The following is a 12,625-nucleotide window of genomic DNA, read 5'->3' on the forward strand; positions in this document are numbered from 1 at the left end:
GACGCAGACCAGCATTTTTTTAAAACTCCTGACAGAATGAAGTTGAGTTGGGAGATGGGCGGATGATCAGCAGCAGAGGGGAGAATTCGTATCGATATATCGAGATGGTGGCACTGGTGCTCGGACTCCCGCTTCCGCTGGTTATCTCGGCATCCGCGGTTGCGACCACCGAGGTGCACCTGGTCTCTCCCCCTCTCCGGGGCTGAGGACGAACAGGTATCTGACGAGTACTATGCTGCAGGTGTCGCCTGCGGAAGTCACAGTGCCTCGTATACCGACGCCCAGGGGAGGATCTGGACCGGTAATGCCGCTCTGGCGGCTCGTAGGGCTGGTCGACGATGCAACGACCCATGACGATCTGATCGGGGTCTACAACGACACGCTGGCCGACGCCGGTTATACCGTCTCGGTGATCGCCGGTAATGGCTACACCCAGGACTCCACGAGTCAGGAGATCAAGCGGAGCAAGGGTTATATCCTTGCGAACACGATGAACAGCACACCCCTTCCGATGCAGATCAACGGAAAGAACACCTGGCCGCTGAAGCTGGTCGGGACCAATACAACTGGGGAAGAGAGCATCGGGAATGTCACCATGATCAAACTTACTGGGCTGCCTGCGTCAGAACCGACACCCACCGCGAATGTCACTCCACAGCCGGCCGGCTCGGATGGGGCGACCACCCTCTTTGACGGGACGGTCTCTCTCAGGACCGGCACCTTCAACGCCACAGCCTACAACTCGGGCACCACGTACAGCGTCGATGCGCTGACCCCACAGGGTGCGCTCAATGCGGCAACCCGGGTAGCTGGGTTCACCTACAACGTAACCGACAAGAAGTGGGCGACGATGGGGACGATGCTCCTCGACGGGGTTGGGACCTCCAACAAGGACTCCACCCATGGTTGGGCGTACACCCTCAATGGGGCTGCTATGAACGACTTCTCCTCACCGCAGGGTATCGGTGTGTACCGCCTCCATGACGGGGATAAACTCGTCTTCTATTATGGCGCCACCGGCGGTTCTGTGGAGAGTGCGACAGCCGTGATCCGGATCACCGTTCATATCCCACAGCAGACCGTCATCTATGATGGCGATGTGACGCTGGTCAGCGGGAACTTCTCTGCCCAGGCCTACAACTCGGGTCAGATGCATACCGTGAATGTGCTGACCCCGCATGGGGCCCTCGAAGCGGCTTCACAGCCCGGTGGGTTCACTTACAATGCCTCTGACAAGAAGTGGTCCACCCTCGGGACGATGCTTATCGACAGGATCGGGCAGTTCCCACACGACAAGACCGCCGGCACGGCCTGGGCCTACCAGGTGAACGGCGTGACAAAGAATAACTTCTCTGCAGCAGAGGGGATCAGCACCTACCCCCTCAAGAACGGGGATCTGCTCACCTTCTTCTTCGGAACGAGTGGTGGTAGTCCGGATAGCGCGACCGCGATCGTCAGTATCAGGGTTCATATCAGCACCGGCGGTACCTACTCGCTCAAACTGAATGGAACCACCACCCAGATGATCGACAGGCAAACCTTCGAGAACGCCGTGGCGGCAGGGTATGCGGTCACCTACCAGGATCTCAGCGGAACCTGGCAGGGGCTCCCCCTCCGGTACCTGGCCGGTCTGGTCGACGACACCCAGGCAGACACCTTCAATGAAACCCTGGCATCCCTTGGATACACCGTCAAGGTCTCTTCAGGGGATGGGTACAACACCACCCTTCAGAGTGGACAGATCGCGAACAGCAGTGATTACATCATTGCAAACACCCTGAACGGGCAGCCACTTACTGACCAGCAGTGGCCGCTCCGGCTTGTCGGTGCAGGGATCGTGCCGAGGAGCAGTGTCGCCAAGGTGGCGACGATCGATCTGATCGGGATCCCCTCGGTGACCCCGACCGTCACCTCCCCAATCGTCATCGGCGGGAATTAGGGATGGTATACGATCCACTGTAATGTGGACGGTGCGACAGCCACTTCGACCAGACGACGAAGGGGACGATCACACCAGGGGATCCTGAAGATACAGGTTTACACCTGGAACACCCTACAGAACTTATACTGTTCAGAAGGGTGGATATACCACCGTCTCTGGGGCCATCACTGACTCTCCCAGGAAGGATAATAACGTGGATATAATCGCGAACCTGACCCCTGCCTCAGTACAGACCCCGTACAACGGTCCCCACAACCTCCCTGGCAAGATCGAGGCCGAGGACTATGACCTTGGCGGCGAAGGGGTCGGTTATCACTCCTTATGGACCGTCAACCTCGGGGGGTGTCTATCGGAACGACGGTGTCGGTATCGAGTACAACACTTGGGAGAAGAGCAATAACGTCGGTTGGATCCGGGACGGAGCATGGCTTGCCTACACGGTCAGTGTTGGTCATGCCAGCACCTATACCCTGTAGGCCCGGATCTCAAGCCCCCCCTTGTCCAGCCGGCAGATTAACGTGGCAGTGGACGGCCAACAGGCTGCTGTGATCTATGTTCTGAACACCGATGAATACGACCGTTTCACCACCGTCCAGACCACGATCGCCCTCCCGGCAGGGGTCCCCCTGCGGCGGTCAGACACAGTCGTCCCATCGACCGCCCCGCACCCCGATGCTGCCGCGGCATTTGCTACAGCCCTGATCAACGCCACTGGTGAAGGGCGGCCGAACTGGCCGGCGCTCCCCTCCCTGGTGGAGCATACCTTCTGATCAGTCCATCTTCTTTCCGCCGTACACAACCTGCCCGAACGAGACGCAGCCGTCTCCGGGCGGGTAGCGATCATTCATTCGGAAGGTCAGCCCATGCTTGCAGACGATGGTATGGATCGTCTCGCGGATCATCGCATTGATTGCGACCCCGCCGCTGAGGGCCACCACCGAAAGTCCCTGTTCGTCTGCAGCCCTGACTGCCATCCCGGCGATTCCCCTGGCCAGGTTGAACTGGATCGAGGCCGCCAGGTCAGCCCGCTGCTGCTGCCCGCTCCTCGTCCCTGGCCGGTCGAGGCTTCGGTACTCATTGAAAGCCTTCCTGACCAGTGCCCTCGTGGAGAGGACTTCAGCCCCGTCTTCCGTCCGATACTCGAGATCCCAGGAATGCGGAGTCCCCTCGGCTGCCACCGATTCGAGGACCATCGCCGGCTCGCCATCATAGGTCCGTTCCCTGCAGATCCCGAGGAGCGCAGCCATCGCATCCAGCACCCGGCCGGTGGAGGAGGTGAGCGGGGTGTTGATCTGCTTTGCCACCTGCTGCTGCAGGGCTCTGCGCTCGACCTCTGACCAACCCCGTTCGTCGAGCAGGTCAAGGACTGTGTCGTCCGGCAGCAGCCCGTAGAGCATCCGTTCCGGGAACCGGGTGGCCAGGTCCCCGCCCGGCATCGACACCGACTCCAGGTGACCGACCCTATCCAGATGCAGGGTCTCGCCGGCAAAGATCTCGCCGCCCCAGATCGTCCGGTCGTCCCCGTACCCGACCCCGTCGATGGCGATTCCGACGCAGGGCTCCTGGGTGGTGGCCGCGATATGGGCCCGGTGGTGCTGGACGGCGATCACCTCGGCTCCGAGTTCGTCTCCGAGCCGTTCGGCGAACCTGGTCGAGAGGAACCGGGGGTGGAGGTCATGGACGATCAGATCGTACTCTGCCCCGAGCAGCCCGCCCAGGGTCTCGATGGTCTGCTCCAGGTACTGCAGGGTCTTTGGGTTTCTGACGTTCCCGATATGGGGGGAGGTGATTGCGAACCCATCCCGGTAGATCGTCGCGTTCACGTTCAGCTCGGCCCCGACCCCAAGGATACATCGATCGCCGAGCGGGATCCTAGTTCGCAGCGGTGCATACCCCCGCGAGAGTCTGATCAGGTACCCGTCCCTGATCACCGAGTCGTCGCACCGGTTCACGATCCTCCGGTCATGGGAGAGGAAGCAGTCAGCGACCCCGGAGAGATGGGTGACCGCCTCTGAGAGATCGGTGATCATCGGATATCCGGGCATGTTTGCGCTGGTCATCACCAGCAGGTCGGTTGCATGGTCTGCGAGGGCGGAGAAGAGGAGGTGATGGAGGCCGGTGTACGGGAGCATACATCCGATCGTATGGAGATTGGAGATCCCCTTCAGGGCATTTCTGTCGCGTTTCACCAGCACCACGATCGGGTGTTCGATCCCGGTCAGTGCCTGCTGCTCACCCTCGTTGATCTGCGCGATCCGATCGGCGCGGGCTGGGGTTACCATCACGGCAAACGGTTGTTTGGTTCGTCCGAGCCGCTCCTTTAATTGGGGTGCAGCTGCCTCGGTGCAGGCGATGTGGAATCCTCCGATCCCCTTCAGGGCGACGATCTCTCCTGCTGCAAGCCTGGCGGCGGCCTCGTCGATCGGCTCCTCCTCACCGATCTCATCGCCGTTCCTGTCGTACAGCCTGACGCCGGGGCCACACGTTGGACAGGCGATCGTCTGGGCGTGATGTCGGCGGGAGGCCGGGTTGGAGTACTCGGCTCTGCAGTCCTCGCAGACCGGGAACGTGTCCATCGTGGTCCGCTGCCGGTCATAGGGGAGCTGGTCGAGGATGCTGTACCGCGGCCCGCAGTTCACGCATGAGGTGGCCCAGTATCGATAATATCGGCTCTCCGGGTTCGTGATGTCGGCGAGGCATTCGTCACAGATCGCAATGTCAGGTGGGATCATCCCGGAGCGCGCGCCCTCGCTGCTCGTAAGGATCGAAAAATTGTTGAAAGGGGCTGGCCCGATCAGTGGAGTGACGGTGACACTGTCGATCACTGCCCGTGTCGGTCCATGTCTGATGGCAGCGACGAACTGGTCAAAATGGTCACCTATTGCCAGAATCTCGACTTCACTGCCGATATTTTTGACGGTTCCTCTGATATTAAGCGCGACCGCCGCGGCGTAGACATACGGGCGGAAGCCGACACCCTGCACGATTCCCCGTACCCTGATGGTCCCGCAGTCTTCACTCAAGTCTGAAACCTTTATTGATTTATACGACAATATATACTGAGGGTTTTTGCTTGACAGGCCATATTCGAATAGTCAATGATCCTGTTGAACTGGTTCCGCTTCTCATAACGTTCAATGACTCCAAATATAAACAGATCTATGAGTTACTGAACAAGACCTGGTTATCTGAGGAGGAACTGGAACAGCAACTGCATCATGAAGGCGTCGGAGAGTGCATTCAACTCTTAAAGAAAGGGAACCTGGTTGAGGAGCAATGGCGGATGCCGGCACCGGGCCAGAAGCCTGTACGTGAGTATCGAGCGACGTACAGCAAGTTTCGGGCAAATTTTCAGTGTACAATGGATGACCTATCCGACCTTCTGTATCTGTCTATCTCCAACGATGAAACACTCAGGGCTGTTGTCGAACAGCTCGAGGGCGAGATCGAGCAGGGACAGGGGAATGTCTCGATCAATGATCTGGCGCGCAAGTTCGATGTCAGCCCGATGTTCATCAGGGGCCTCGCCAAGCGGAGCCATAAGATGGATGTAAAAGGGCAGGGACTGGTGCTGCTTGACGGAACCAGATAACGTCCGGTCAACCACTATTTTACGGTCCAAGCGTGAGGTCACACGCTTTCAGATCCTGGTCGAGGTCGCCGAACATCAGCCGGCGGTCAGACAGCTCGAGATCGCCGAGAAACTCGGGGTGACCCCACAGGCGGTATCAGAGTATATTCGCGAACTGGTCGAGGACGGGATGGTCAGCGCCTATGGCCGGGGACGGTACGAGGTGACTCGGACCGGCATCGAGTGGGTGCTGAACAATGCCGAGGAACTTGAGACCTATGCTCGGCATATCAGGCGGGACCTGATCCAGCAGGTCTCGGTCTGGACTGCGATCGCCGACGCCAATCTCCACAAAGGTGAAGTGGTCGGTGTGTACATGAAGGACGGGTGGCTGTATGCTGGCAGAGGGGATCAGTCTGCAAGTGGGCAGGTGATCGAGGAGACTGTCACTGGCGAGGATGTCGGGGTGACCCGGCTGAATGGAATCATCGACCACCATGAAGGAGTGATCCATGTCTGCAAGGTTCCCAGGATCCAGCGGGGGGGCTCCCGCATGGTCAATCCCGATGCCCTGCAGGAGGTGCTCGAGGGTGTCAAGGTCGTTGCAGCAGTCGGACTGGAGGCATATATCGCCCTGAAGACCAGAGGTCGAACGGCGGACATGTTCTTTGGCGCCCGCGAAGGGGTGATCGAGGCGGCATTCCATGGTCTGGACTGCGCGATGTTCATCGTCGACGAGGAGTTCACCGAATTTCTTAAGAGGCTGGAGGACGTCGGGCTGACCTACAGGATCCATGATCTGATCAGAGCATGATCATCATAGTACAACCACAGCGGGCAGATTACCGGCTGATATTCACCGATGGGAGACATGTCAGAGCGGTCGGTGTGGTCGTGCTGGCAGAGACCCCTAAAGGGATCCGGCCGAAGGACTACCGTCTCCGGCGGGCCGGGAGCCGTGAATATCGGAACACCCCGAGCAAGGAACTGGTCGCTCTTCTTCGGTCGTCGACGGTCCACATGACCAGAAACGATCAGGCCTTCGGCTCGTTTCTGCAGGACATCCAGGTGAAGTGGATGCCGGTCCACTGTTGCCGGCTCTGTCTGCTCGAGGACAAGGTGACCCCAATCGATCAGGGGCAGGCGGTGAAGTACGGCAGGGAACTGATCTGCCTCCCCTGCGCCCGCCGTGAGATGCGGCGCGAACTGGTTCATCTGAACCACATGGGGCGTGGAGCCCTCGGCCATCTCGACGACCTGCTCGCCAGGTACCGGGACCTGGACCGGGTGATCGCGACCCTTCTACCTGACAAGAAGCAGGGTAAACAGACCCTCTTCGATCGGATCGAAGCGCAGCCCATCCAGCAAACCACCCGTATTGAGGAACTGCCGCTGCCACGGAAGTTCGTCGATGTCGCACAGGTTGAGTCTCTGATGCCGGCGCAGCAGCTGGCTGTCGAGGCCGGACTGCTCTTTGGTAAGGATCTGCTCGTCGTCTCGGCCACGGCCAGCGGCAAGACCTTCATCGGGGAGATGGCCGGGCTGAAAAACTATCTGGAAGGGCGGGGGAGACTCCTCTTCCTGGTTCCGCTGGTCGCGCTGGCAACACAGAAGTACAGGCGTTTTTCTGAACGCTACAGGGATATCGCACAGACATCGCTGCAGATCGGGCAGTCGAGGATCCACCTCCGCGAGACGAAGGTTGACGCGGTGCGCGATCCCCGGTCCCCTATCCTGGTCGGGACGTACGAGGGGGTCGACCACCAGCTCCGGCTCGGCCGAAACCTCGGCGATATCGGAACTGTGGTAATCGATGAGGTACAGATGCTCGAGGATCAGGATCGGGGCCACCGGCTTGACGGTCTGATCGCACGGCTGAAGTACCAGGCCCCGAACGCCCAATTCCTGTACCTCTCGGCGACGATCGGGTCGCCGAAGGTGCTGGCCAAGAAGTTGAACGCGACGCTGGTCCAGTATGCCGACCGGCCGGTCGCGCTGGACCGGCACCTGATGTTTCTCGAGAAGAAGGAGAAGATCCCGGCGATTAAGCGGTTGATCGAGGAGGAGTACAAGAAGATCTCCTCCAAGGGCTACCACGGCCAGTCGATCGTCTTTACCAACTCCCGGGCTCGTTGTCATCTGATTGCAGATAAGGTTGGCAAGCATGTGGCGGCCTACCATGCCGGGTTGACCTCACAGGAGCGGCGGGAGGTGGAGGATAAGTTCACCCGGGGCAAGCTGGCCGGCGTGATCACCACCGCTGCCCTCGGGGCTGGAGTGGACTTTCCCGCCTCACAGGTGGTCTTCGACGCCCTTGCCATGGGGATCTCCTGGTTGAGCGTGCAGGAGTTCAGCCAGATGTCCGGGCGGGCCGGCAGACCCGACTTCCACGACCAGGGGAGGGTGGTGATCCTTGCGGAGCCCGGGGCTACCTACTCGCGGGAGGCGCAGGGAACTGAGGAGGAGGTGGCGCTCCGGCTGCTGAAGGGTGAGATGGAGGAGGTCGCGCCCGAGTACGATCTCGAAGCCTCGTCCGAGGAGTTCGTGGCGAATGCGATCGTCTGCAGGGGCGATCTTGAGGCGTTACAGCGGATCGAGAGGATGATGGTCGGGTCCACCGAGCCCGTCCTCGACCTGATGCTCGGCAACCGCCTGATCAAACGGGAGAACGGGAAGATCCAGCTGACCGATCTCTCGCGGGTGATGGCCTCGCACTTCATCGGGGTCGAACGGCTGCTCGGGATCCTCAAATTAGTCGAGAAGGTGGACGACCCGATCGAGATCCTCACCGAGCTCCACTGCGAAGAAGTGTGATGTGAAAGAGTGAAGATTAATCTTGTTCGTCTCCAATGAGTACAGTACCTGACCTGAGGTCAGGGGATGAATGCAATGGGAGCAACAATAGCGGAGAAGATATTCTCAACCCGATGCGGAAGGCCGGTCCACGCAGGTGACGTGGTGATGGCTCCGATAGATGCAGCGATGATCCATGATATCACAGGCCCGCTTGCCATTCAGACTTTTTACCAGATGGGTGGCACCAGGGTTTTTGACCCAAAGAAGGTGATCATGCTCTTTGATCATCAGATCCCTGCAGACTCCATTGCAGCAGCAGGAAACCATCAACTGATGCGAAAGTTTGCAGCAGAACAGGGGATCCACAACTATGACCTCCACGAGGGGGTCTGCCATCAGGTGGTTCTTGAAAAGGGAAGGGCTGGGCCTGGTGAGATCGTGGTCGGGTCCGACTCGCACACCTGCATGTATGGTGCCGCAGGGGCGTTTGCAACCGGAATAGGGTCGACCGATATGGGTTTTGTCCTGAAGTTCGGGGCCCTCTACTTCCGGGTGCCCGAGACGATCAGGATGACTATCGACGGTGCCTTCCAGCGCCGGGTCGGTCCCAAGGATCTGATCCTCTCGATCATCGGGGATATCGGTGCTGACGGGGCCACCTATAAGGCGGTGGAGTTTGCAGGGTCGACGATCCGGGGGATGGAGATGCCTGGGCGGATGACTCTTTCGAATATGGCCATCGAGATGGGGGGCAAGGCCGGGATCGTCCCGCCTGATCAGGTGACCTGGGATTACCTGAAGTCAAGGCGGCAGGTCACGCCGTTTGAACTGGACAGTGACGAGGACGCGACCTTTGCCGATCAGCGACGGTATGATGTGACGAACCTTGTACCCAAAGTCGCCGTCCCGCACAACGTGGACCACGTGGTCGACGTGACTGAAGTGGCAGGGACGCACCTCGACCAGGTTTTCATCGGATCGTGCACCAACGGGCGGTTCGAGGATCTTGCAGAGGCCGCGGCCGTCCTCGGCGATCGGAATTTCTCCGAGGATCTCCGTGTGCTCGTCATCCCGGCATCAAGGGATGAATACTTGAAGACGCTGCGGGCCGGGCTGATCGAGCGGTTCGTCGAGGCCGGGGCGATGGTCGAGGCGCCGTGCTGCGGGCCGTGTATGGGCGGATCGTTCGGGCTGATCGGCCCGGGCGAGGCTTCTCTCTCCACCTCGAACCGGAACTTTAGGGGCCGGCAGGGGTCGGCCGAGGGATCGGTGTACCTGGCCTCGGCGGCGACGGCTGCAGCGAGTGCGATCACCGGTGTGATCACCGATCCGAGGGAGGTGTGAGATGAAAGCCTGGAAGTTCGGGGATGACATCGATACCGATGCGATCATCCCGGGACGATATCTGATCATCAATAAACCCGAAGAGCTCGCATTGCATGCGTTCGAGGGGACCCGCGACGAGTTCGCGAAGGAGGTCAAGCCCGGGGATGTTGTGGTCGGGGAGAAGAACTTCGGCTGCGGCTCCTCGCGTGAGCACGCTCCACTAGCCCTCAAAGGGGCTGGTGTCCGGTACGTGATCGCCATCACGTTCGCACGGATCTTCTACCGGAACGCCATCAATGTCGGGTTGCTGCCACTGGTCTGTCCGGATGCAGCGAAGATAACAGATAAGGCGGAGATCAGCGTCGACCTGGCGGCCGGCACGATCACCGCCGACGGGGTTGCGTACCGGCTTGAACCGGTACCGGCCTTCATGCAGGAGATCGTCGATGCCGGCGGTCTCGTCGAATACGGAAAAAATCTTAAGGAGGTGCAGGTATGTACAGAGTCGCATCAATAGGCGGGGATGGGATCGGTCCCGAGATCCTCGTCGAAGGAAGGAAAGTGCTGGATGCCGCTGGAGAGCGGTTCGGATTTGATATCCAGTGGGATGAATACGACCTTGGGGCAGAGCGGTATCTGGCCGACGGCACGCTGCTGACCGAGGATGATCTCAAGGAGATCGGTAAACATAAGGCCATCTACTTTGGTTCGATCGGGGACCCGCGGGTCCAGCCCGGGGTGCTCGAGAAGGGGATCCTCCTCGCACTCAGGTTCTACTTCGACCAGTATGTGAACCTCCGCCCGATCAAGCTCCTTCCCGGGGTCTCGACCCCGCTGGCAGGGAAGGGACCGGAGGATATCGACTTTGTCGTGGTCAGGGAGAACACCGAGGACTTCTATGTCGGTCTCGGCGGCCGGGTGAAGGGGCCGGGGATCTCCAGACAGGAACTGGTTCTGGCCAGGGAACTCTATAATGTGAAGTTCGGGCTGGATATCGAGTCGGATGCCGATGAGATTGCCTACCAGGTTGGGGTCGTCTCCAAACAGGGATCCCGCCGGGTGATCTCGTACGCCTTTGATATGGCTGAGCGGCGGAACAAGAAGCTCGCGTCGGTGGACAAGGCGAATGTCCTCTCTGATGTCTATGGACTCTGGAGAGAGGTCTTCACCTCGGTCGGTGCTGATCATCCCTCGGTCGCGACCGAGTTCATGTTCGTCGACGCGGTTACGATGTGGTTCGTCAAGAACCCAGAATGGTTCGATGTGGTCGTGACCCCGAACATGTTCGGGGATATCATCACCGACCTCGGGGCGATGATCCAGGGCGGCCTCGGCCTCGCCCCTGGCGGGAATATCAATCCGGTGGGGACCTCGATGTTCGAGCCGATCCATGGGTCTGCACCTAAATATAAGGGTCAGAACCGTGCGAACCCGATCGCCACCATCTGGGCCGGTTCGCTCCTCCTCGATCACCTCGGGGAGCAGGAGGCCGCTGCAGCCGTGGTCAGTGCCATCGCCACCTCGATCACCGATGGTGTGGTGACGAAGGATATGAGCGGCTCGACAGGTACCAGCGGTGTCGGCGATCATATCGCCGCCCTGGTCCGGGATGGGAACCAGTGATCCCCCTCTTCCTGTGCAGCAGAAGGTGCCATGTCTGAGATGGTGAACTGGCTTGCCGCACACTTTGCGACATGCCCGGTGACCCCGGCCATGGTGATGGACGCGACCGTCCATATGCGCAAGGCTGAGCGGAAGAAACTCTTCTCCCCGGACATCCCGTCCATGCGGACCGCCGAAGGGCGGTGGTATGAAGCGGTGATCTACGAGACGATGCTTCACCTTGCCGAGCAGACACCCCTGATCAGCGGTATCGCCCGCAAAGGGGCTGATGCTCCGCCGGTCAGGTCGAATGTCAGACTCGGACAGAACGGACTCTTCTACTCGAACATTGGAGATATCAAGATCAGGGGGAACGGGCAGGACCTGGCTGAGTTCGATCTTCTCTTTCTCGATCAGAATAACCAGATCGCGTTCGGGGAGATTGTCACCTCCCCGACCGATATGAAGGACTTTGAGATCGAGATCCAGTTCAAGAAACGGTTGATCGGGTATATCTACGGTCAGGTCTCGGTCCCGTTCATCCTTGTCTCGTCGGTGGACGTCTCCAACCATCCAATTATCAAGAGGCTCTGTAAAGAGCCGGACAATGTGGTGATCTGCACCGACTCCTGCGAATCGATCAAGACACTCTTCGACAAGCGGCCGGTCGGGAAACAGGCCCCGCGGAAGGCGCCGGCCAGCACCAAACTCTTCCGGGCTGACCAGATCCCGGTGAAGCGACCGTTCGACTATAAGATGCTTCATGACGAGCGGCGACAGCGTGTGCTGGAACTGGTTCGGACCCATGCCCCCCGGGAGGCCTATACCGCCCCAGATGACCTGCCTCAGATCGTCAAGAAGGTCCTCTTTGGTGGGCTGTACCCGTCGGCAGCACGGGCACTCTGTAAATCCTACCCGCTCAGCATCAAGGGGAAGGAGATGATCTGTTCAGAACTCGCCGGCAAGTACGCCAAGGTGGTGCTGGCTGTGGACCTGCCGGAGCTGGCTCCGATACTCTATCTTCGGACCCGGCAGCGACGGGAGTATCTGAAGATGATCCCTGACAAGACCGGTGGGTTTCGGTTCGAGAGTATCCGGACCCCGCACATGGCAGGGTTCTTCCTCTGGCTGGAGTCGATCCAGCCAACCCTCGGCGCCCAACTCGCAGGGGAGATCGCTGAGGCCTTCATCGGTCAGAACAGGGAGAAGACGTTGGTCAAATCTGGTGTCAAGTCTCCGGGTAGATCCCAGGCCAAGGCGCCGGTCAAGACCCCAGTAAGGGCGCCGGTTCGGCATCCCCCCCGGGAGAAGGTTCTCCCGATCCATGGATAAAAATGAGAGTCCAGGGGTTCTCTCAGGACCCCTCGATCAGTTCTTCGACAATACCA

The 12,625-nt window shown here is 59.7% G+C and carries 12 protein-coding genes; 11 read left to right on the forward strand and 1 reads right to left on the reverse strand.

Going from position 1 to position 12,625, the window contains the following annotated elements:
- Positions 1-62 precede the first annotated feature (62 nt).
- The 4 genes from MPAL_RS16070 (at position 63) to MPAL_RS00920 (ending at position 2,712) form a co-directional block, all read left to right on the forward strand.
- Complete coding sequence (locus MPAL_RS16070) at positions 63-206, forward strand: hypothetical protein (protein ID WP_012616887.1); 144 nt, start codon at positions 63-65, stop codon at positions 204-206.
- 98 nt (positions 207-304) lie between these two features.
- Positions 305-1,939: a DUF4430 domain-containing protein gene (locus tag MPAL_RS00910; RefSeq protein WP_012616888.1), complete on the forward strand. Its 1,635-nt coding sequence runs from the start codon at positions 305-307 to the stop codon at positions 1,937-1,939.
- Positions 1,940-2,226: 287 nt separating this feature from the next.
- On the forward strand, positions 2,227-2,418 hold the full coding sequence (locus MPAL_RS00915) for a carbohydrate-binding protein (RefSeq protein WP_048144985.1): 192 nt from the start codon (positions 2,227-2,229) through the stop codon (positions 2,416-2,418).
- Between the two features lie 42 nt (positions 2,419-2,460).
- Positions 2,461-2,712, forward strand: a complete 252-nt coding sequence (locus tag MPAL_RS00920; RefSeq protein WP_148208088.1) for a hypothetical protein — start codon at positions 2,461-2,463, stop codon at positions 2,710-2,712.
- On the opposite strand, the gene hypF is transcribed toward MPAL_RS00920, so the two are convergent.
- Positions 2,713-4,965 carry a carbamoyltransferase HypF gene (hypF, locus tag MPAL_RS00925; protein ID WP_012616889.1) on the reverse strand — a complete coding sequence of 751 codons (2,253 nt, stop codon included), beginning with the start codon at positions 4,963-4,965 and terminating at the stop codon, positions 2,713-2,715.
- 50 nt (positions 4,966-5,015) lie between these two features.
- Between hypF and MPAL_RS00930 the strand changes: the two genes are divergently transcribed.
- The 7 genes from MPAL_RS00930 (at position 5,016) to MPAL_RS00960 (ending at position 12,569) form a co-directional block, all read left to right on the forward strand.
- Positions 5,016-5,534: an ArsR family transcriptional regulator gene (locus MPAL_RS00930; RefSeq protein ID WP_012616890.1), complete on the forward strand. Its 519-nt coding sequence runs from the start codon at positions 5,016-5,018 to the stop codon at positions 5,532-5,534.
- The gene (locus MPAL_RS00935) at positions 5,518-6,327 is read left to right on the forward strand and encodes a DUF7839 domain-containing protein (protein ID WP_012616891.1); all 810 of its coding nucleotides are present in this window, start codon (positions 5,518-5,520) and stop codon (positions 6,325-6,327) included. The genes MPAL_RS00930 and MPAL_RS00935 overlap by 17 nt, the downstream gene beginning before the upstream one ends.
- Complete coding sequence (locus MPAL_RS00940) at positions 6,324-8,327, forward strand: DEAD/DEAH box helicase (protein ID WP_012616892.1); 2,004 nt, start codon at positions 6,324-6,326, stop codon at positions 8,325-8,327. The genes MPAL_RS00935 and MPAL_RS00940 overlap by 4 nt, the downstream gene beginning before the upstream one ends.
- Positions 8,328-8,402: 75 nt before the next feature.
- Positions 8,403-9,653 carry a 3-isopropylmalate dehydratase large subunit gene (locus MPAL_RS00945; protein ID WP_048144990.1) on the forward strand — a complete coding sequence of 417 codons (1,251 nt, stop codon included), beginning with the start codon at positions 8,403-8,405 and terminating at the stop codon, positions 9,651-9,653.
- A gap of 1 nt (position 9,654) precedes the next feature.
- Positions 9,655-10,152, forward strand: coding sequence for a 3-isopropylmalate dehydratase small subunit (locus MPAL_RS00950; protein WP_012616894.1), 498 nt, complete (start codon positions 9,655-9,657; stop codon positions 10,150-10,152).
- Entirely contained in the window at positions 10,131-11,258 is a 1,128-nt protein-coding gene (locus MPAL_RS00955) for an isocitrate/isopropylmalate dehydrogenase family protein (RefSeq protein WP_012616895.1), read from the forward strand. Before MPAL_RS00950 ends, MPAL_RS00955 begins: the two co-directional genes overlap by 22 nt.
- A gap of 30 nt (positions 11,259-11,288) precedes the next feature.
- Complete coding sequence (locus tag MPAL_RS00960) at positions 11,289-12,569, forward strand: hypothetical protein (protein ID WP_012616896.1); 1,281 nt, start codon at positions 11,289-11,291, stop codon at positions 12,567-12,569.
- Positions 12,570-12,625 lie beyond the last annotated feature (56 nt).

The sequence above is a fragment of the Methanosphaerula palustris E1-9c genome (assembly GCF_000021965.1).
GTDB lineage: Archaea > Halobacteriota > Methanomicrobia > Methanomicrobiales > Methanospirillaceae > Methanosphaerula > Methanosphaerula palustris.